This is a genomic window from Flammeovirga sp. SJP92, from assembly GCF_001583495.1.
Classification (GTDB): domain Bacteria; phylum Bacteroidota; class Bacteroidia; order Cytophagales; family Flammeovirgaceae; genus Flammeovirga.
In genome coordinates this window covers 100051-121452 of the sequence record NZ_LQAQ01000091.1, presented here as the reverse complement: position 1 = coordinate 121452, position 21402 = coordinate 100051, and the positions used below count along the sequence as shown (strand labels likewise).

Sequence of the window (21402 nt, the reverse complement as noted above, 5' to 3'; positions counted from 1 at the left end):
GTCATTTTATACTGCTATTACAGTTTTATTTTTTCCAAAAACACTTAGCATTTTTATTAAAAACCGGAAATGGGGGTAGTATACACAATTAATAATACAGAAGAAAGATGATAAATAATATCATATCTTTTTCAATCAAGAATAAACTTATTATTGCTCTATTTATTGCCGTTTGGATATGCGGTGGTATTTGGTCATTAACAAAAGTACCTGTTGATGCCGTTCCAGACATCACCAATAATCAAGTACAGGTTATCACTCAAGCACCAAGTTTGGGTACAGAGGAGGTAGAACAATTTATTACTTACCCTGTGGAGTTGGCCATGTCAAACCTTCCAGATGTGGAAGAAATCAGATCAGTAAGCCGTTCCGGTTTGTCATTAGTTACGATTGTTTTTAAAGATGAAGTAGGTACTTATCTACCTAGGCAATTAGTTGTCGAGAAGTTAAATGAAGTGAAAGAAAATATCCCTGCTGGTTTTGGAGAACCATTCGTTGGCCCAATAAGTACTGGCTTGGGAGAGATCTATCAATATACTCTTGAAGTTGATCCTGCTTATAAAAGCAAGTACTCATTAACTGATCTGAGGTCAATTCAAGATTGGATCATTCGAAGACAAATGGCAATGGTTCCTGGTGTTGTAGAGGTCAATGCATTTGGGGGATATATAAAACAATATGAAGTAGCGGTGAACCCGGATGTGCTGAATGCAATGGGTATTACAATTAGTGATGTTTATACTGCACTTACTTTAAATAATCAAAATTCTGGTGCTTCTTATATCCAAAAAGACTATAAGGCCAATTATATCAAAGGAGAAGGATTAATACGATCACTTGATGACATTAGAAATATTCTTGTAAAAAAAGAAGGGAATATTCCTGTTAGAATTGGTGATATTGCCAATGTACAATTTGGACATGCAGTTAGATACGGAGCCTTGACAAAAGAAGGGAAAGGTGAAGCTGTTGGCGGTATGATATTAATGCTTAAAGGAGCTAATTCTGATCAAGTCATCACGGCGGTTCAAGAAAGAGTCGAATTGATTCAAGCTTCATTACCTGAAGGAGTACAAATCAAGGAGTTTCTTGCTAGAAATAAGCTAATTGAACAAACAACATCAACGGTATCCAACAACCTCATTGAAGGTGCACTCATTGTCATTTTTATCCTTGTGCTATTGTTAGGTAACTGGCGAGGTGGCCTAGTAGTAGCTTCAACTATTCCATTATCATTGCTTTTCGCTTTTATGATGATGTATCAATTTGATGTTTGGGCCAACTTAATGAGTCTTGGTGCTATCGATTTTGGGATCATTGTTGACGGAGCTGTCATTATTGTTGAAGCAACTGTTTTTATGATGCATAAAAATGTGGTAGGTACTATTGGGCTTTCTCAGAAAAAGAAAGATGAAATAAGTCAGGAAGCTTCAACAAAAATGATGAACTCTGCATTCTTTGGACAAATGATCATCTTAATTGTTTTTGCTCCAATCTTAACATTGGAGGGAGTAGAAGGAAAAATGTTTATCCCCATGGCATTGACATTTATGTTTGCCATGATCGGTGTGATGATCCTTTGTTTGACTTATGTCCCTATGGTTTCATCCTTGTTTATCAACGTCAAAAATGTAAACTCTTTATCATTTGGAGATAAGATTATTCAACGTATTGAGAATCTCTATGAACCCATTCTATTAAATTCTTTGAGAAAAGGCAAAGTAATATTAGTATCATCGGTAGCTGTACTTATTGCTTCCTTTTATATTTTCTCCACTTTAGGAGGTGAATTTATGACGCAATTAGATGAAGGTGATATAGCCTATCATGTAATTATGAAGCCCGGTACGTCATTAGATGAGACAATTAAGGCGACTACAGAAATTGAAAACATCATGAAAGCCAACTTTCCCGAAATTGAGCAAGTAATGAGTAGAATTGGTGTAGCAGATGTCCCAACAGATCCAATGCCAATGGATGTAGCAGATTGCCTTGTGATTTTGAAACCTAAAAGTGAATGGACGTCTGCTTCATCAAAAGAAGAATTAATTGATAAAATTAAAGAGAAAATTTCCGTTGTGCCTGGTGTTAATTTTGAATTCACCCAGCCTATTGAAATGCGTTTTAATGAATTGATTTCTGGAGTAAGAGAAGATGTTGCCATCAAACTTTACGGAGAAGATCTAGAGGTTTTAGCGGAAAAGGCAGAGGAAATCAGTACCATTATCGGGGACATTGAAGGAATAGCAGATAAAAGAGTCGAAGCCACTGCTGGTTTACCTCAGATTGTTGTGCATTATAATCGTGATAAATTAGGACAATATGGACTCAACATCAATGAGTTGAATGAATTAGTGCAAACGGCTTTTACCGGCAAATCAGCCGGAGTGATTTTCGAAGGTGAAAAAAGATTTGATTTGGTTTTGAGGTTCGAAAAAAATAAAAGAAGTGATATTGATGATTTAAAAAGTCTTTATGTAAGCCTGCATAATGGACGACAAATTCCACTTCATCAAATTGCTGATGTGGTTTATGAGCCTGGTCCAATGCAAATCAGTCGAGATAATACCCAACGCAGAACATATGTTGGTTTAATGGTTAGAGGAAGAGATATTGAATCTGTTGTCAATGATATTAAAGAGAAACTAGATCAAGAATTAAAGTTGCCCGCTGGTTATTTTATTCGCTATGGAGGACAATTTGAGAACCTGGAAAGAGCTTCTAAGAAGCTGAAAATTGTAGTACCAATAGCACTTTTATCTATTTTTATTTTACTCTTTTTAGCCTTAAAATCAATCAAAGAAACACTCATGATAGCCATGGCGATTCCATTTGCAACCATCGGAGGTATTATTTCTTTATGGCTCAGAGGAATGCCATTTAGTATTTCAGCAGGAGTAGGATTCGTAGTATTATTTGGAGTAGCAGTACTCAATGGACTTGTATTGATTGAAGGTTGGAAAGAACTGAAAACCGAAGGAATACTAGATCTTAAAGAAAGAATTAAGATCGGTGCAAAAAGAAGAATCCGACCTATCTTATTAACAGCACTGACTGACATTTTAGGGTTTCTTCCAATGGCCATTTCTACATCAGCAGGAGCAGAGGTACAGCAACCTTTGGCTACTGTGGTGATTGGAGGAATGATCACCTCTACATTATTGACATTGATTGTTTTGCCAATTTTGTACTCAATGATTGAAAAACCTGATGTTGTGAAATTGAATCCAAAACCAATTGTCGCCGTCTTTTTAGGGTTTATTTTATTCTTTTCAAGCAATAAAAATTATGCTCAAACCCAGCCCCAAATAATAGGTTCTATAGATCAAGCGATTACGATTGGATTAGAACAAAATGGGAATATGAAAATGGCTAGTTCAGAAATTGAAATTGCAGAATTAGGAAAGAAAGAAGCTATTAATCTTCAAAAGACACAATTCAACACCACCTATGGTCAATACAACTCTTTTAGAAATGATTTAGGTTTTGAAGTTTCTCAAAATATTGAGTTTCCAACTGTTTATTCTAAAAGAAAAGATTTAGCGAAAGAGAATCTAATTGGAAGTCAGTTGAAGTTTAAAATGACAGAAAATCAAATCAAAAGAGAGATTAAAAAAGCCTGGTATCAATTAAGTTATCTGAATGAAGAAATGGATCTGATGTTATTTCAAGATAGTTTGTTTAAGAGGTTCTTACACGCGTCTACCATTAGATTTGAAACAGAAGCTACCAATTATTTAGAAAAAGCATCAGCTGAAACTCAAGTGATGGAAATTGAAAACAAGCTGTTTGTATTACAATCTGAAATAAATATCCAGAAAAATACGCTTAGAGTATTATTACAGGATACTATTGGTTTAAGCTTCAAGCCAGAAAAACTTCAAAAGAGGTCGGGATTGAATACTAATTCACTTGAAAGCAATCCGACTTTAGCCTATATCAATCAACAAATCAACGTGGCAGAAGCTCAACAAAAGATTGCATCTGCTGAAATGTTGCCTGAAATCAATTTGGGTTATTTTAATAATTCAATGAACGGTGTTCCGCTTTCAAATGAAGGAGGGATAGCAAGTTCTTCTAACCGTTTTCAGGGTGTTTCTGTTGGGTTGGCTATTCCTATTTTCTATGGCTCTAACAAAGCAAAAATTAATGCTTCAAAATTGAAAGCACAAAATGCAGTTACTCAACAACAACAATATAAAATTCAGTTAGAAGGGGATTATATTCGGCTTGAACAAGAGATCAATCAACTAAATGGAAGCTTAAATTATTATGAATCTAAGGCACTTCCTCAAGTGGATAGAATCATAGAAAATGCTCAAAAAAGTTTTGAGCATGGGGCTATCAATTATATAGAGTATTTCCAGAATATTAACCAGAGTCTGGAAATGAAATATAATTACTTACAAACACTCAATAATTTCAATCAAACTATGATTGAGATGGAATACATCACTGGACAATAAAAAAGGAACAATGAAAAAGTATAAATATATATTCGTTTTACTATTACTAAGTATTTTTCTGGAAAGCTGTCAAACTTCCGCAAAACATCATCATACAGAAGATGAACACCAACATGGCGAAGGACATGATGACCATGCTAATGAAGTACACCTTTCGCAACTACAATTTAAAAGTTTAGCCATGGAAATTGCAGAAATACCTACAATGAATATAGGTGAGTATGTTTTGACGAATGGCACACTTGAAGTTCCTCCACAAAATCAAGCTTCAATCACAGCCGTTATTGGAGCCAATATCAAAAAAATCAAAGTGATTGAAGGAGAAAAAATCAAGAAGGGACAGGTTTTGGCTTACTTAAACCATCCCAATTTGATTAAAATTCAAACTGATTATGTCACTAAACTAAATGAGCTTAATTATTTGGAAGATGAATTCAAAAGACAGAAAAAACTCTATGATGAAAAGGTGGGATCTGGAAAAGAATATCAAAAAGCTAGCTCTATTTATTACTCAACCAAGGGTGAAGTGAGGGGTTTGGAAGCACAGCTAAAAATGCTTCATTTAAACTTAAATAAGATAAAAGAAGGACAGATTTTCGAGAATATTCCGGTGGTAAGTCCAATGAGTGGTTACATCAAATTGGTAGAAGTAAAAACAGGACAATATGTAGATCCTCAGAAGGAAATGTTTGAAGTCATCAATTTAGACGATATTCATGTGGATTTGATGGTTTTTGAAAAAGATATTTCCAAGATTGAGGTTGGTCAGCAAGTAATCTTTACAACAGAGGCAAACCCTAATCAAAAGATGAAAGCGAGTGTTTTTAATGTAGGGAAATCTTTTGAACAAGGACCAAAAGCAATTCATCTTCATGCTGATATTGAAGGTGATAAAAATGGATTAATTCCAGGAACGTATTGTAAAGGGAAGATCATGATTAATAATGATTATACCCCAGCATTACCAGAAGATGCTATTGTTCGAGAAGGAGACTCTATGTATTTCTTTACAGCAAAAATTGAAAATGATCAATACACTTTCCAACCCCATAAAGTAGTCATTGGAGAAAAAGATAATGGTTTTGTTGAAGTAAAATTCTTAGAAGACATAGATAAAAATCAAAAGGTAGCCTTAAATAATGCTTATTATTTGATGGCTGAGATGAAAAAGGCAGAAGCCGAACATCATCATTAATATTATTTAGTTCTATCCACAACGCATCTGAGGATTTATTTCTTTTGATGCGTTTTTTTTACTTTTTGTATTCAAAGTCAATCTATCTCTTTTGCCACTAAAACATAATTTCCCATCAAACGGTTACTTTACTCCAAGAAATTATTAACTTTACAATAATTATTATAAAGATTTGCGAATGAGTAAAAAAATAGGAGCAAATAATTCATACTTCGGAAATATTAAAGAAGCATTCAAAACATCCAAACACGGTCTTAAACTAACAATCGACCACCTTAAAGATGCTTTGAAAAATGAGAGGAGAGATCCCGTTGGAACGAGTGATGATAATTATTTTGAGAAACAAAATGCTATTGTAACTCTTAAGTATCCTGAGGAGGTACTTCCCGTTCCTGATAATGGTAGATATAAATTAGATCTTGAGATAGATGATTGTATTGTCTGTGACAAATGTGCAAAAATCTGCCCTGTAGATTGTATTGATATAGCACCCATCAAGTCCTCTGAAGTGATTGGAGAAACTTCCGATGGTACAGCCAAAAGAATTTATGCCGCCAAATTCGATATTGATATGGCAAAATGTCTTTTCTGTGGTTTGTGTACTTATGTTTGCCCAACAGAATGTTTGACGATGACTAAATCATACGATTACAGTGAGTTAGATATGAGAAGCTTGACTTATGGCTTTGCAAACATGTCACCTGAAGAAGTTGAAGAAAAAAACAGACTTTACGATCTAGAGCAGGAGAAAAAGAAAGCGGCTAAATTAAATACAGCGAAAGAAGTTCCAACTGCCTCAAAGGAGGAAACTGAAGTTGAAGCAAAACCTGTGAAAAAAGTTGCTCCAAAACCAAAATTCAGACCTAAAGTGATCAAAAAGAAATAATGATTGAACTAATAGTATTTTATTTTTTTATTGGAGTAATAGCATTATCATCTTTTGCGTTATTCTTCACAAAGAACGTCATTCATAATGCCGCTTATTTACTTTTTTCATTATTGAGTGTAGCAGGATTATTTGTATTATCCGGTGCAGACTTTATAGCTATCACACAGGTAATGGTTTATATTGGCGGTGTACTTGTCCTTCTGTTATTTGGTGTGATGTATACCAAAAACTCTATTGATCATGAGATGGATAGTGGTTCTAAAAGGTCATTGGTAGGATTTTCGTTTGGTGCAATTCTATTTGGAATTCTAGCTTTTGGTATTTTAGAAGAAGGAATTGACAGAGATTATACCATCAATAACGAAGGGGTTACATCCAACTTAGGTGTAAGTTTTATGACGGATCAGATCTTTGCATTCGAACTCACAGCTATCTTATTATTAGTAGTATTAATCGGTGCAGTATTTGTAGCTGGTAAATCAGATAAATCACTAGATAATCATTAAAATTCTTTCTAAATAATAGAAGATAGCATATATTTGTTGTCTTACTCGATTATAACACGATCTGAATTATTTGGATCGTTTTTTCATTTATAGATAAATATAAACTTATGGCACAAGTTACTTATTATACAGCGGAGGGCCTTCAGAAGTTATCGGACGAATTAAATGAGCTTAAAACCAAAGGTAGAGCGGATATAGCACGTCAAATAGCAGAAGCAACAGATAAAGGAGATTTAAGTGAGAATGCTGAATATGATGCAGCAAAGGACGCTCAAGGCCATTTAGAAGCTAAAATTGCCAATTTAGCCAACTTAATTGCTAATGCAAGAGTTATTGACGAATCAAAACTTGATGCTTCGAAAGTAGGTATTCTTTGTACAGTGAAAATCAAAGCGCCAACTGGAGCTGAGATGGCTTACACATTAGTATCAGCAAAGGAAGCTAACGTTAGAGAAAATAAAATCTCAATCGATTCTCCAATTGCTCAAGGTTTAGTGGGCAAAAAAGTAGGGGAGATTGCTGAAGTGAAAACTCCAAGAGGAATGATGAAATTTGAGATCTTAGATATTTCTCTATAGTCTCCATTTTTGCATAAAAATAAAGGGTGATACAAAAAATGTATCACCCTTTATTTATGGATTAATCAAATATGATTGTTTTATTTTTATAAGTCATCAGCTTTCTATTGACATGCTGATAAAGTGCTCTTGATAAAACAATTTTTTCTAAATCTTTACCCTTACGAATCAACTCTTTCACGGTGTCTTTATGACTTACTTTCGCCACATCCTGCTCAATGATTGGGCCTGCATCTAAGTCTGAAGTTACATAATGTGAAGTTGCTCCTATAATTTTCACACCTCTTTCATGTGCAGCGTGATAAGGTTTTGCTCCCACAAAAGCAGGTAAAAAAGAGTGGTGGATATTGATAATTTTATCGGGGTAGCTCTTAATAAATTCAGGAGAAAGAATCTGCATGTATCTTGCTAAAACTACAAAATCAATATTATGCTCTTTCATTAATTGCAACTGAGCTTCTTCCTGTTCTTTCTTATTTTCCTTATTCATTGTGAAATGATAAAAAGGAATTTTGAACTTATCTGCTACTTTTTTCAAGTGTTGATGATTACTGATAATCATAGGAATCTCAGCTTGTAATTCACCCGAGTCCGTTCTTGATAAAATATCATATAAGCAATGAGACATCTTCGTCACAAATAGAGCCATTCTAGGCTTTTGTGTATTAAAATAAAGTTTCAAAGTCATATCAAACTTCTTCGCTAATAATGTCTCTATATAATCTCTGATTTTATCCTCTGGAATTAAAAAAGAATCAATATCAAACTCAATACGCATGAAGAATCTTCCTTCCTCACGGTCTACGTACTGATCAAGGTAAATAATGTTGCCTTGATTTTCATGTATGAATTGAGTTGTATATGATATAATTCCTTTTTGATCGGGACAATGCATCAATAAGATGGCAGTCTTCGGTGTTTGTTGTTTCATGTTCAGTTATTTTAATGACGCTAATAAAGAGTCTAAGTATTCTCTATGATTAGCCAATCTAGGTACTTTATTTTGTCCTCCTAATTTCCCCCTTGATTTCATCCAATTATAAAAGGACTTTGGTTCCAGAAAATGAATTTTCGGTTCAACCAAAGCAATATCCTTATAACGCTTGGCATCATAATCGGAGTTGATCTCTCTCAATTTCTCATCCAGTGTCTTAATAAACACTTGCTGATCGTTAGGAATATGTTTAAATTCTATCGCCCACTCGTGACCACCTTTTTGACCCTCTTGTAGATAAACAGGGGCGGCCGTAAAGTTTCTCACTTCTGCTTGCGTTGCTTTACAAGCTGCTTTTATTGCTTCTTCAGCATTCTCAATAACAACCTCTTCACCAAATGCATTAATAAAATGCTTAGTACGTCCTGAAATCTTAATCCTATAAGGATATTTTGAAGTAAATCGGACGGTGTCGCCAATTAAATATCTCCATAAACCTGCATTGGTAGTAATTACTATTGCGTAGTTTTTACCAATTTCCACATCTGCCAGCTGTACTACTTTTGGGTTTTCCTTGTCAAATTCTGACATTGGAATAAACTCATAAAATACACCATAATCGAGTAGAAGCAGAAGTTCATCATCGTTGGTTGTATCTTGAATACCAAAGAAACCTTCCGATGCATTATAGACATCCATAAATTGCATATCATTTCTGCCTATCAGCTTTTTAAAAGTTTCTCTATAGGGACCAAATGCCACCGCACCATGGAAAAACACTTCAAGGTTTGGCCACACTTCTGATAAACAAGATTTACCTGTCTGCTCCAATATCTTTTCAAATAATACTAAAGTCCATGTTGGAACTCCTGCAATACTTGTAATATTTTTCTCTATGGTTGTTTCAGCAATTCTTTCAATTTTTGATTCCCATTCGTCCATCAGAGCAACTTCTAAATTGGGAGCTCTCATAAACTCAGCCCAAAAGGGGAGGTTCTTCATAATGATGGCAGAAACATCACCCAATAGACTATCATTGTAATGATGGTTTTTCTGCAAGCTACCTCCAATCCCCAAACTCTTTCCAAACATCACCTTTGAATGGGGGTGATTATTAAGATATATGGTAATTAAATCTTTCCCCGCTTTGTAATGACAGTCTTCCAAAGCTTCTTTAGAAACAGGAATAAATTTACTTCTGGCGTTTGTAGTCCCTGATGATTTTGAAAAATCAGTGATTTTCGTAGGCCATAATATATTTTGTTCACCACGAATCATTCTTTCGATATAAGGGCTCAAATCTTCATAAGTAGAGATAGGCACTCTTTCTTCGAAAGTATCTAGATTCTTAATTGAACTATAATCATATTTCTTACCCCATTCCGTTTTAGAAGCACTAGATATTAAATCTTTAAATAAGTTGTCTTGTACTTCGATTGGATGCATCATAAAATGTTCAATCTGATGCATTCTTCTTTTTGAAATCCAGCTAATAGCAGAAGTAAGTATTTCCATATGTTAAGATAGTTCTAAGATCATTTATGAAACTAAAAAAGTAATTTAGTGGCCCCATTTTCCGAGCTGTTATTTAGAAAACAGGAATACAGCAATAATGGTAATTGACCATCAATTTGGTTTCAAGATAAACGCTAAAGTAATATAAAATTTTGGGTATCAAAAAAAGGACACCCAACTGAGTGTCCTTATTATGATGAATGGCTTTCTTACTCAGAGAAATCTTTCTTTTTGTATTCAGCGTATTCTCCAAAGTAAGCTTTTCTAACCTCAGGGTCGTTGATCAGCTGCTCTGGAGTGCCGTCCCTAAATACAACGCCACTTTGTAATATATAAACTCTATCTGTAATGGATAAGGTCTCTGTTACGTTGTGGTCTGTAATAAGAATACCAATATTTTTCTTTTTTAAGTTATATACTATTCGTTGAATTTCTTCTACTGCAATTGGGTCAACACCAGCAAAAGGCTCATCAAGAAGTACAAAACTTGGATTTGTTGATAACGTACGTGCAATCTCCGTTCTTCTTCTTTCACCACCTGAAAGAGACATACCTAAGTTATTGCGAACGTGCGTTAGAGAAAATTCATTTAATAAGTTTTCAACTCTTTGTTTTTTCTCTTCTTTAGAAATTTTCTCCATTTCTAAAGGCAACATAATATTTTCTTCAACAGTCAATCCTCTAAAAACCGATGGCTCTTGAGCTAAATAACCAACGCCTTTCTGAGCACGTCTAAACATTGGAAGTTTAGTGATATTTTCTGCATCAAGATGAATCTCTCCGTTGTTTGGTTTAATCAACCCAACAATCATATAGAAACATGTAGTTTTACCAGCACCGTTTGGTCCTAATAAACCAACAATTTCTCCCTGCTCTACTTGAATAGAAACATCATTAACTACTGTACGCTTACCGTACTGCTTAATAAGATTATCTGCTTTTAGTATCATTATATAAAAATAATATCTTCTAAATTTTTATTTGAGGAAATATAATAGGTATTGCTCAAATTTTCCCTCAAAAATAATATAATTTTTTGGTGGTTGACTAACCTTAAAGTTAGCTAACTTTTTTTAACACTCATTTTTTAGGTAAAATATCCGAAAAGGCGGTTTCATGTACCAATTTACCAACATATGCATGGAAATTTTTAGCCCCAACCTGTTCAATTGTCAGATATTCTACACGACTTTCATCATAATAATCCCATCTTCCATATTTATGTGTGACTTTGTCATCTGTGAAGGAATAAATGGAACCCGTTTGATAAGCGTCTCTGTAAAACTTCTTTCCGTTAACGGTTAGTATAGCTTTGGGCTGTTGTTTGAGTAAAATTTCTGTATCTAAACTTTCGTCAATACTATAAATATTTACCTTTTCAGCCACTCTAATTTTTAAATTAACTTGATCAAAATATTTAAAAAGAACCAGTTCATCAATTCCTGATAATAAAACAAGTTTTTCTTCCTCAGCACCGCTATTTGAATTCAGTTGAAAATGTTCAACAACTTGATATGTTTTTAGATTATAATCTATTAAATAACCTAACTGAATATCATTAATTCCAATAGAAGTAGGGTCGTAGTTAAATGTTCTTTTCTGGAAAGATTTTGTTGGGTAGCTTGTTTGAACTTGATGGTCTGAAATCAAATTAAATATTTTTTCAGGTGTACTTCTAATTTTTTTTGCTTGATTGAAAAGATAAAAAGCAGAACCCGCCATTAAGAGGAAAGAGACATCTGAATCATATATTAAAGCAAGCACATTAGCGGCAACTATACCTTTTCTAACTACATCAAATTTGTAAAACTCTTCTTCAATTTTTTTGAAGAATGTTACTTTTTTTTGTGCAGGTAAAGCTAATTCATATTTCTTTTTTTCTGTGGTTAATTTCTCTTTTGATAATTTAGGCCAAAAATTATTTTCTAAATATTTTCCTATATTCTCTTTCATAAAAAAAGTCTGAATTCAGATTAATAGTTTATATTTACACAATAATAATGAGTTTAATTCTATTTTTTAAGTTTATTTTTCGTGAATACTCTTATGGTACGATTTTTTTAGATTTATATTCATTAACTTTGTAAAATCATATTACCTTAACCGTTTTTTAGACATGGCAGTTGAAAAATTACGCTATTCGGCCGAAGATTTAAAAGAGTTTGAGATTCTTCTAAATAAGAAGCTAGAGAGAACTAATAAGGAACTTGATCATTTAAAACATTCTATTACCAAAGATACTAGTGGTCAAGATTCTAATCACACAGGTGGGAAAACTCTAGAAGATGGAGCCGATGCCTTCGAAAAAGAGCAGTTAAACCAATTGGCTGCCAGAACTGTAAAATACAGAACCCAATTAGAAAAGGCATTAGTAAGAATCAAAAATGGTACTTACGGAGTATGTGTGGATACTGGAAACTTAATTTCTAAAGAACGTTTACGTGCTGTACCGCATACACAACATTCTATTGAAGCTAAATTGAAAAGAAGTTAATTACAAGGTATTAAAATCATTTGGTGGCACTTGGTAGAACATAATTACCAAGTGTCACATTTTTTTATGGAAAGAATAGATATTGCCATTGAATCCCTAATTTTTGTCTCCAACGAACCTGTATCAGTAGACGAAATTTTAACCACACTTCAGGAAACTTTTGAAGAAGAGGAGATCTCCAAAGAAGTAATTATAGAAAACATAGAGCGCTTGATTAAGAAGTACAAGCGTAAGGATTATTCTTTTGAAGTTATCAAAAGCGGTGAAGGTTACAGTTTCCTGACAAAGAAAGAGACAAGTCAAGTTGTAAATACTTTTCTGAAAAACAGATCTAAAAAGAGGTTATCAAGATCTGCTCTAGAAACATTATCTATTATTGCCTACAAACAACCAATTACAAAAGGTGAAATTGAAAAAATCCGTGGTGTAGGTAGTGACTATGCAATGAAAAAATTGCTCAATAGAGGACTAGTGAAAATGAAGGGTAAATCTGAAGCAATTGGGAGACCTATGCTTTATGGTACCACTGATCAGTTTTTAGAATATTTTGGTATCACCACTTTAAGAGATTTACCTTCACCAAAAGAATTTTCAGAAGAAGATTTAGGCGATGGACCAGACGATGTTCAGACAGAAACAACTGAAAATCCTTAGCTATTAAGGTATTTTCACTACCAACATTTACCCAAAAACACTACTACTTTTTATTGACTCAAACCTTTAATATATTCAGACGGCGTTTGACCAATTTTTTGTTTGAAAATTCTATTGAAGGTCGTTTTTGAATTAAAACCTGCTTGCTCTCCTATATGAGGCAAATTAAATTGAATATGTTTTCCCTCATCAATTAATTTCAGAACTTCTTTGAGTCTGAAATCATTCATCAATTCATAAAAGGAAGTATCCAGTTCATTGTTCAAGAGCTGAGATATTTTTTTATATGAAAATTCAGTAATATCAGCTAATTCCTGCATTTTCAAGTCATTTTTTAAATAAGGCTTTTTCTCTTCAATTAATTCTAACAACCTCTGACTCTCTTCATTAAGTCTATTATTTTCTTCTATGGACATAGTATCAATTTCCTCTTCAATCACAACGGTTTCTTTTGATGCTTTTATTTCATTCATTGGTTTTAGATGAAGGAAAAGGTTAGGCCATTTGAATGCACAAAACCCAATAGTCAACATCAGACAAGTTAACCCAAAGTAGAAGAAATGGAAAAAGTTGATGGTTACTTGTACATTGAGGATTTGAAGCACAACTCCAGCAGTTCCCAAAGCCCACAAAAAGATATTACTAAAAATAAAAAACTTCATAAAACGAATAGACCACCTTAAATCATCTGAAATCTTTGATGTATCATGAAATTGATAAAGGATCTTTGCTGATTTTAAAGAATAAATAACGCCTTGCATAATGATAATAAAATCAAAGAAAAGGCTGTATGGCATAAACCATTCCGGCATACCATTGGTCAAAAACTCTACTTTTTGTGTAGAGGATAGTATAAAGAAGGGGGAGAAAGCAATGAAATAAAAGAAGACAGGTAAAAAGTGTAAAAGCAAACTATAACTTACTTTTGAAGTAGGGGTAAAATAAAATTTGATGTAAAAATACATCAAAGGGAAAAACAGTAAAACAATTGCATCAATCACAGAATATAGATGTGGATACTGAATGAAAAACTCATCCGATTTAAACACATACACAAATACTGTTGTAGTCCAAACTAAAATCAAACTTCCCAAGGTTGTGTTTGAAAGGTTTTTTGGAGGTACAAAAAAGATATACATTGAAAGTAAAAAAGATAAAATTACTCCTATTAGTAGTGATAAATGAAATATACTGTCTAAGATCATGAACGCTATTCTTTGTCTAAATAATATTGCCTAGTGAATCGTATTCAAAACTTGAATATAATGTAGTAACAAGTGATTATACACTAGTGATGAGATGGTTTTAGTCCTATTTTTTGAAAGGGTTTCCCGTTAGATAAATGATGGATTCCTCTTACCACAAAAGTAAATACCGTTTGGCTATAAATCATAATTTAGAATGTTAGAATAAGCTAATAATTTCTCTGAAGGTCACTTTAGTCCAATTTTACGCACCTTTCACAACTTAGTACCTATATAAAAGAAAATAATATTAAGTAACAAAATATTAAGTACTTAAGGTGTACCACTCGTGGAAAGTAGAGTGTACCACTCGTGGATGTTGTACCATTAGTTACTATGACACAACTTACTATAGTGCAAATTAGGGCGATCCATATTTTTAACGAAAATTTACAAACAATTACTAAAGAGAGAGACAACTCCTTATCTATTTATTTAAACTTTTAAATTATGTTTCGCAACAAACTTGTACTATCATTACTAGCACTTTCTTGCTGTATGGTAAGTTGTCAAGACGACAACATTCAAAGTCAAATTGATGACTTAACAGGAAAAGTAGATGATTTAAATTCGAACTTAGACAGTTTAGATCAAGAACTAGCATCACTAAAAGAGGCTCATCAAACAGCATTACTTGAAAAACTTCAAGAAATGGATGATGTGATGGCAGGACTAATTGCTGAAAATGCACAGCTTTCAGAACAGTATTCTGCAATATCAGATAGTTTACAATCTATCAAAGATGAAGTTTCTGGAAGTAACAATACAGTTTATTATGGTGACTTATTAACAGCAGAGAATTTTGCTAAGTATACCGCTCAAGGTGCTTCTATTGTAACAGGCAATATTTTAGTTACTACAGAAGACCAATTAAATACTCTTGCAGCATTAAGAGTTGCTGGAGGAAATATTCATGTGTCAAGTTTAACTGACGTTACACTTCCTGCATTAGAAACAGTAGGTGGAGACCTAGTATTATCATCTGTAAAAGGTACTGTTACTTTTGACAACTTATTCACTGTTGCGGGTAGTGTATTTGACAACAACAATGCTGAGCAAACAGCATTAGTTGCAAATAAATTAGCCTTTGTATCTGGAGATGTAGAAATTCAAACAAACATTCTTTTGGAAACAGTTTCTTTTGAATCACTAGCATTCGTGAAGTCTTTATTGATTAATAGCTACTGGGCTGAAGATCCTGAATACAATAACTATGGTGCTTTATCTTCTGTTATTTTATCTGAAGTAGATGTAGAAAAAGATCTTACAGTAGCATTTGGTGGTACTGGCTCTGTAAATATTGGTAACGTAGGGGGCCACTTAAAATTAGAGAAAACGAAATTTACAGATATTAATATTACAGGTACTACCTTAGGTGGTTTGGAGGTGATCAATAATGGAGAGCTCACTAACCTTGTAGTTGACAATTTGAAAACAGTAAATGGTAATATTAAGATTTCAAACAATGTTGCAAGTTCTGGTGTAGGATTCTTCTCAGTGGCTAATACTACTGGATTTACCACATTCCCAAGCTTCAGTGAATTGACTGAAATCAAAGGTAATGTAAATGTTGAAGGTAACTCTGCATTAACTTCCATTGAAGCATTTAATGCTGTCACTTCAATTACAGGTGAAAACGTTACATTTAATAACAACGGTTCATTATCTGTATTGGATATCTTCAATAATGTAACTGAAGCTGGAGTACAAGTTTCTCAATTCACAAGAAAAAATACAAAACTGTATGTTGTTGAGAAAACAAATTGGTTCAATGGTTTCTCTAACCTTCTAGAAGGCGGTGATATCACACTTGAAATTAAAGATCCTACGGCAGACGATGGTGGTTTTGGCCTTTTCTCAACTGTAGTAGTAAAGTTTGAAGGCTTCTCTTCAATGACAAAAGCAACTCGTTTACGTTTAACTGTTGGTGATGTAACTGAATTTAATGCATTCAATGCTCTTGAGGATTTATTACCAACTTTTGATGATTTATCTTATTTAACATTGGCAGTGCCGAAAAACACTGATGTTACTTTATGTTCTATTTCTACCATCTTATCTAAAATCAAGAATGATGAGCTTGGCAATCCAAACTACATCATCAACATTCAAGCGGTTAACGAATGGGGATGGTACCAAAATGTAGAAGATGCAAACGCTACAATTGATCAAGTTTTAGCAGGTTGCGAATAAAAACCTAGTATACTAAGGCAATAATAGCTTTTTAATAAAAGGGCATCACAACAACAAAACAGTGGTGCCCCCGCTAATCCATTTTTTCAATATATCCAATATTTTTTTCCATCAATTTATCATAGGTCTGAGCACATAAATGCTCGGTATTATACTACCAATTCAAATCTTTATTAATGAAGAATATATTATTATTTTTTCTTCTACAACTGTTTGCAGTGACTTCTTTGTTTGCACAAGAGAAGATTGTAAAAGGTAAGGTTGTGGACGAAGAGGGAGTAGAACTTCCTGTCGTTAACATTCAAGTTTTAGGTACTAATATTATCACCGTCACAGATATGACGGGTAATTACCAAGTAACTGTTCCATCTGACTCATCAACATTAATATTCACTTTCTTAGGGATGGCAAATCAATATGAAAGAGTGAATAATAGATCAGTCATCAACGTCACAATGGAACAAAACCTTCAGCACTTGGAGGAAGTAATGGTTGTAGCTTATGGAACTACTTCCAAAGAAGCATTTACAGGTTCTGCTGAAGTAGTAGACGATGAAGTACTCAAAAATAGAGCCGTTACTTCTTTTGACAAAGCATTACAAGGTACAACTCCTGGTCTAATGGTATCAAGTAGTTCTGGACAGCCGGGTGCAGCTTCTACTGTAAGAATCAGAGGTATAGGCTCATTGAGTGCTAGTAGTTCTCCTTTATATGTTTTGGATGGCGTGCCAATGACTGGTTCAATCACAGATATAAACCCTAATGATATTGCCAGCGTAACTGTACTAAAAGATGCAGCTGCTGCGTCTTTATATGGCTCTCGTGCTGCCAATGGCGTCATTCTAATTACCACGAATCAAGGTAAATCAGGACAGACAAAAATCTCATTGAATTCTCAATTTGGTGTATCAAGCAGAATTTCTGATGGATATCAGTTGATGAATTCTTCTCAAATTTACGAGCACTCATGGCAAGGTTTATATAATAGAGGATTATCAGATGATATGTCTGCAGAACAAGCAAGGCAGTATGCTCATGATAATGTTGAAAGTATTGTTGGTTTTAATCCATTCAGTACAGAAGCCCCGTTAGATCAAAATGGAAAAGTTATTCCAGGTACGCATGTACATACTGATACGGATTGGAGAAATGAATTATATAAAAATGGTTTAGTCAATAACCATAATTTAAATGTAAGCGGAGGAAATGACCTTACAAAGGTTTTCTTCTCTTTAGGTTACTATGATGATACCGGCACAATTTTAAGTTCTAACTACACAAGATATACAAGTAAGATCAATGTATCTCACAAAATTAACGACTTCCTTACGGCCGGTGTCAACTCAATGTTATCTTACTCAAAAACGAATGCTCCTCCAAGTGGAAGTGAAGGCGCCAACCCTGTACGCTCAGTTGAAATCATCAATGCTGCGTCTCCTGTATACAATGCTGACGGTTCATATAACTGGGATAATAAAGCTGTATTCGATTTCAACCCTATTGGTTTAGCAGAAAAAGACAAGTATTTATATGAAACGAAAAGAGGTGTTTTGAATTCATACTTGAAAGCTGACTTCACTAAAAACTTATCATTCAAAACAACTCTTGGTATTGATAATTCCATCAACAAAGGTGTGAACTATTATAATCCTGAACATGGTAATGGTGCAGGTGTGAATGGTAGAAGTACAATGTCACAATCAGACAATATTGCCTGGAACTTATCAAATATTCTTTCTTATAACCTATACAGAGAAAATTACTCTATTGAAGTATTAGCCGGACAAGAAGCAGCAGGTCAAAGTATCTCTACGGTAAGCAGTGGTGTGACAGACTTTTCAGTGGACGGATATTACGATTTAGTCTGGGGTTCAAAACCAACACAACCTGGCAGTTTCACTACTCAGTGGAACTTAGTTTCCTACTTAGGTCAAGCTAAAATTGATTTTCTGGACCGTTATTACTTAAGTGGTAGTATTCGTACAGATGGTAGTTCTCGTTTTGGTAAAAATAACAAGTACGGAGTATTCTATTCTTTCGGTGGTGGCTGGAGAATCAATAACGAAAACTTCATGAGAGACATTTCTTGGATCAATCACTTGAAACTTAGATCTTCTTACGGTACTTCAGGCAACAATAATATTGGCAATTATGCATCTCTTGGTTTATATGGAAGTGGTGCAAACTATGGTGGTTATGCTGGTTTAACTCCTGTTCAATTAGAAAATCAAGATTTAAGCTGGGAGAAAATCACTAGTTTCAACGTAGGTTTAGAATCAAGGTTGATCAATAAATTAACCTTATCTGCTGAATATTATATCCGTCATTCTGATGGATTATTATTCTCACAACCATTATCTGCTTCAAAAGGGTTTGGTTCTATTTTAACCAACTTAGGTGCAATGGATAACAAAGGGGTAGAATTAGCACTTTCTTATGATATAAAGACAGGCACAAACTTCTACAGTACTGTTGGTTTCAATGTATCAACAAATAAGAATACCATTTTAGAATTAACAACAGACGAAATTGTAAATGGCACAAAGCTGATTGAAGAAGGAGCTAGCTTATACCAATTCTACCTTAGAGAATGGGCAGGTGTGAACCCAGAAAATGGCCGTCCATTATGGTATGTCAATCACTCTGGTGAAAATGGTGAATCAATGCCAACTTCAGCTTTTGAAGACCCTAATGGCTCAGGGAAATTAGTTACAAGTGAATACAATGATGCTGAACGAGTTCGCTTAGGAACCGCATTGCCTACAATCTTCGGTGGATTAAATTATATGGTAGGTTACAGAAATCTGGAATTAAGTGTATACTTCTCCTTTAGCTATGGAAATAAAGTTTACAACCATGACTACGCAAGCAATATGCATGATGGTGTAAACCCTGGAGGCAACTTAGCAGCATCAGCTTTAAATGCTTGGACTCCTGATAATATCCACACAGATATACCAAGATATATCACAAACAATACTGATAGAGGGAATGAAATGTCTTCAAGATATTTAGAAGATGGTTCTTATGTCAGATTGAAGAACGTGACATTAGCCTACAGATTGCCTAAAAGACTTTGTGAAAAAGCAGGGCTTAGCAGTGTGAGAGCTTTTGTGTCAGGAGAAAACCTTTGGACACTAACAAATTATAATGGTTTTGACCCAGAGATGAGTATCAATGGGGTCACCGGAAATAATATTCCAGGTGTGAAAGTCGTTTCAACAGGTTTCAATTTAGATTTTTAAGGAGAAGAAAAATGAAAAAAATAATTAAAAATAGCATCATCACATTGTTCTCGTTAAGTCTTTTATTTTCATGCAATAATGACTTTTTAGAGCTGGAACCTAGTGATTCTATTAAAGAGGAAGATGTCTTTACAAAATATGCAAATGCAAAAGCAGCGTTGATTGGTGCTTATGACCAATTAAGCTCACCCTATTTTGATGGTCTTTATAATCCAATCATGGCTGACATCATGGGAGAGGATGTAATGATCAATTCAGTTGACAACTGGAACTGGTTTACAGATGTCTACCAAATGAATGTGTTGCCTACTTATAATTATGTAAGTAATCCATGGTGGTCTGGTTATAAACTAATTTTTGATGCTAATAAGATTATCGAAAATGCTCAATATATCCCTGATGCAACACAAGAACAAAAAGAAGAACTTGAAGGACAAGCTAGAGCGTTAAGAGCTTATGTAAACCTGAAGTTAGTTCAAATGTATGCTCCAGCTCACAAAAAGGATAATATGGCACAATCTATCATGATTGTTGACCGGATCCTTGCTGTTGATGATGAAGATCCAGGAAGAGCTACTCTTCAAGATGCTTATGATTTTATTGAAGAAGATTTAGTTCAGGCAATTGAAATGCTGGAAGATTTAGATCCTGTTGATATTGATAGAGGTTTTATTTCAAAAAGAGGTGCTTATGCATTATTGGCAAGAACTTATTTGGATCAGGAAAGATGGGAAGAGGCAAAAGAAAATGCTCAAAAAGCATATGCAGATATTCCCTTAATGACAGCCAATGAAATGCTTCAAGGTTTTCTTTATAGAAATTCAGAAACAATTTATTCTATTGCATATACACAAGAAGATAACAACGTTTACCTGAGTTTACCTTCTTTTTATTGGCCTGTAGCAGGATACAGTTCAATGAGAGCAAATGACAAATTTGTTGAGCAGTTTTCTACAGAAGACTTGAGAGTATACTTCTTTTTGATTGAAGAGGAAATTGATGCAGATAGAAACCTAATTTTAAAATTCGGACACAATGGTACGGTTGGTAATGCGGAAAGAATTGTGATCAGAGCTTCAGAAATGCATTTAATTGAAGCAGAATGTGAAGCAGAATTGGGTAATTATTCTGAAGCACAAGATGCCTTATATTTAATTCAATCAAGAGCTTATCCTGGTGTTCCCAAAAGTAGAAATACAGGGCAAGAGTTGATTGATGAAATCCTATTAGAAAGAAGAAAAGAGTTATTCGGAGAAGGGTTTAGATGGAATGATATCAAAAGACGTCAACTGCCATTTGTACGTGAAGGAGATCACTGGGTAAAATTCAATTTCACTGCCAATGATGCCGATTATTATCGATTGACTTTCCCTATTCCTCAATCAGAAATTGATGCAAACAAGAATATTTCTGAGCTAGATCAAAATGTAGGGTATTAATAAACTAAACCAATTGATGATCTACAAAATCATCACAATTGCTTAAAATA

At 34.1% G+C, this 21402-nt stretch carries 15 protein-coding genes; 10 read left to right on the top strand and 5 right to left on the bottom strand.

Translation table 11 applies throughout. The annotated features are described in order from the left end of the window. The first annotated feature begins 107 nt into the window (after positions 1–107). The 5 genes from AVL50_RS20395 to greA all read left to right on the top strand — a co-directional run bounded on the left by AVL50_RS20395 (position 108) and on the right by greA (position 7634). Positions 108–4466 carry a CusA/CzcA family heavy metal efflux RND transporter gene (locus AVL50_RS20395; RefSeq protein WP_062618330.1) on the top strand — a complete coding sequence of 1453 codons (4359 nt, stop codon included), beginning with the start codon at positions 108–110 and terminating at the stop codon, positions 4464–4466. Positions 4467–4476: 10 nt separating this feature from the next. Beyond that, positions 4477–5661, top strand: a complete 1185-nt coding sequence (locus tag AVL50_RS20390) for an efflux RND transporter periplasmic adaptor subunit (protein WP_063850816.1) — start codon at positions 4477–4479, stop codon at positions 5659–5661. Between the two features lie 178 nt (positions 5662–5839). Then, positions 5840–6547, top strand: coding sequence for a 4Fe-4S dicluster domain-containing protein (locus tag AVL50_RS20385; RefSeq protein ID WP_063850809.1), 708 nt, complete (start codon positions 5840–5842; stop codon positions 6545–6547). Then, positions 6547–7056 (top strand): NADH-quinone oxidoreductase subunit J, encoded by a 510-nt coding sequence (locus AVL50_RS20380; protein WP_062618329.1) that lies wholly within the window; start codon positions 6547–6549, stop codon positions 7054–7056. Before AVL50_RS20385 ends, AVL50_RS20380 begins: the two co-directional genes overlap by 1 nt. Positions 7057–7163: 107 nt before the next feature. Further along, on the top strand, positions 7164–7634 hold the full coding sequence (gene greA / locus AVL50_RS20375; protein WP_062618328.1) for a transcription elongation factor GreA: 471 nt from the start codon (positions 7164–7166) through the stop codon (positions 7632–7634). A 61-nt stretch (positions 7635–7695) separates the two neighbouring features. Here the strand turns inward: greA and purU are convergent, their stop codons facing one another. The 4 genes from purU to AVL50_RS20355 form a co-directional block, all read right to left on the bottom strand. Continuing rightward, positions 7696–8565, bottom strand: a complete 870-nt coding sequence (gene purU / locus AVL50_RS20370) for a formyltetrahydrofolate deformylase (RefSeq protein WP_062618327.1) — start codon at positions 8563–8565, stop codon at positions 7696–7698. 6 nt (positions 8566–8571) lie between these two features. Further along, entirely contained in the window at positions 8572–10083 is a 1512-nt protein-coding gene (locus AVL50_RS20365; RefSeq protein WP_062618326.1) for a GH3 auxin-responsive promoter family protein, read from the bottom strand. A gap of 209 nt (positions 10084–10292) precedes the next feature. Then, on the bottom strand, positions 10293–11033 hold the full coding sequence (lptB, locus tag AVL50_RS20360; RefSeq protein WP_062618325.1) for an LPS export ABC transporter ATP-binding protein: 741 nt from the start codon (positions 11031–11033) through the stop codon (positions 10293–10295). Positions 11034–11163: 130 nt separating this feature from the next. Next, the gene (locus tag AVL50_RS20355) at positions 11164–12036 is read right to left on the bottom strand and encodes a DUF4178 domain-containing protein (protein WP_062618324.1); all 873 of its coding nucleotides are present in this window, start codon (positions 12034–12036) and stop codon (positions 11164–11166) included. Positions 12037–12199: 163 nt separating this feature from the next. On the opposite strand from AVL50_RS20355, the gene AVL50_RS20350 reads away from it, so the two are divergent. Both AVL50_RS20350 and scpB read left to right on the top strand, forming a co-directional pair. Beyond that, the gene (locus tag AVL50_RS20350) at positions 12200–12577 is read left to right on the top strand and encodes a TraR/DksA C4-type zinc finger protein (RefSeq protein ID WP_062618323.1); all 378 of its coding nucleotides are present in this window, start codon (positions 12200–12202) and stop codon (positions 12575–12577) included. 66 nt (positions 12578–12643) lie between these two features. After that, positions 12644–13231, top strand: coding sequence for an SMC-Scp complex subunit ScpB (scpB, locus tag AVL50_RS20345; RefSeq protein WP_062618322.1), 588 nt, complete (start codon positions 12644–12646; stop codon positions 13229–13231). Between the two features lie 50 nt (positions 13232–13281). On the opposite strand, the gene AVL50_RS20340 is transcribed toward scpB, so the two are convergent. Then, entirely contained in the window at positions 13282–14370 is a 1089-nt protein-coding gene (locus tag AVL50_RS20340) for an AraC family transcriptional regulator (protein ID WP_062618321.1), read from the bottom strand. A gap of 555 nt (positions 14371–14925) precedes the next feature. On the opposite strand from AVL50_RS20340, the gene AVL50_RS20335 reads away from it, so the two are divergent. From AVL50_RS20335 to AVL50_RS20325, 3 genes are all read left to right on the top strand, one after another. Beyond that, positions 14926–16668: a hypothetical protein gene (locus AVL50_RS20335; RefSeq protein WP_157491462.1), complete on the top strand. Its 1743-nt coding sequence runs from the start codon at positions 14926–14928 to the stop codon at positions 16666–16668. 176 nt (positions 16669–16844) lie between these two features. Continuing rightward, a complete protein-coding gene (locus tag AVL50_RS20330) occupies positions 16845–19913 on the top strand; it encodes a TonB-dependent receptor (protein WP_062618319.1) in 3069 nt (1022 codons plus the stop codon). An 11-nt stretch (positions 19914–19924) separates the two neighbouring features. After that, on the top strand, positions 19925–21352 hold the full coding sequence (locus AVL50_RS20325) for a RagB/SusD family nutrient uptake outer membrane protein (protein ID WP_062618318.1): 1428 nt from the start codon (positions 19925–19927) through the stop codon (positions 21350–21352). Positions 21353–21402: the final 50 nt, after the last annotated feature.

Coding starts and splice junctions, on each gene's coding strand:
- AVL50_RS20395 (WP_062618330.1), top strand. CDS start 108: ATGATAAATAATATCATATCTTTTTCAATCAAGAATAAACTTATTATT.
- AVL50_RS20390 (WP_063850816.1), top strand. CDS start 4,477: ATGAAAAAGTATAAATATATATTCGTTTTACTATTACTAAGTATTTTT.
- AVL50_RS20385 (WP_063850809.1), top strand. CDS start 5,840: ATGAGTAAAAAAATAGGAGCAAATAATTCATACTTCGGAAATATTAAA.
- AVL50_RS20380 (WP_062618329.1), top strand. CDS start 6,547: ATGATTGAACTAATAGTATTTTATTTTTTTATTGGAGTAATAGCATTA.
- greA (WP_062618328.1), top strand. CDS start 7,164: ATGGCACAAGTTACTTATTATACAGCGGAGGGCCTTCAGAAGTTATCG.
- purU (WP_062618327.1), bottom strand. CDS start 8,565: ATGAAACAACAAACACCGAAGACTGCCATCTTATTGATGCATTGTCCC.
- AVL50_RS20365 (WP_062618326.1), bottom strand. CDS start 10,083: ATGGAAATACTTACTTCTGCTATTAGCTGGATTTCAAAAAGAAGAATG.
- lptB (WP_062618325.1), bottom strand. CDS start 11,033: ATGATACTAAAAGCAGATAATCTTATTAAGCAGTACGGTAAGCGTACA.
- AVL50_RS20355 (WP_062618324.1), bottom strand. CDS start 12,036: ATGAAAGAGAATATAGGAAAATATTTAGAAAATAATTTTTGGCCTAAA.
- AVL50_RS20350 (WP_062618323.1), top strand. CDS start 12,200: ATGGCAGTTGAAAAATTACGCTATTCGGCCGAAGATTTAAAAGAGTTT.
- scpB (WP_062618322.1), top strand. CDS start 12,644: ATGGAAAGAATAGATATTGCCATTGAATCCCTAATTTTTGTCTCCAAC.
- AVL50_RS20340 (WP_062618321.1), bottom strand. CDS start 14,370: ATGTATATCTTTTTTGTACCTCCAAAAAACCTTTCAAACACAACCTTG.
- AVL50_RS20335 (WP_157491462.1), top strand. CDS start 14,926: ATGTTTCGCAACAAACTTGTACTATCATTACTAGCACTTTCTTGCTGT.
- AVL50_RS20330 (WP_062618319.1), top strand. CDS start 16,845: ATGAAGAATATATTATTATTTTTTCTTCTACAACTGTTTGCAGTGACT.
- AVL50_RS20325 (WP_062618318.1), top strand. CDS start 19,925: ATGAAAAAAATAATTAAAAATAGCATCATCACATTGTTCTCGTTAAGT.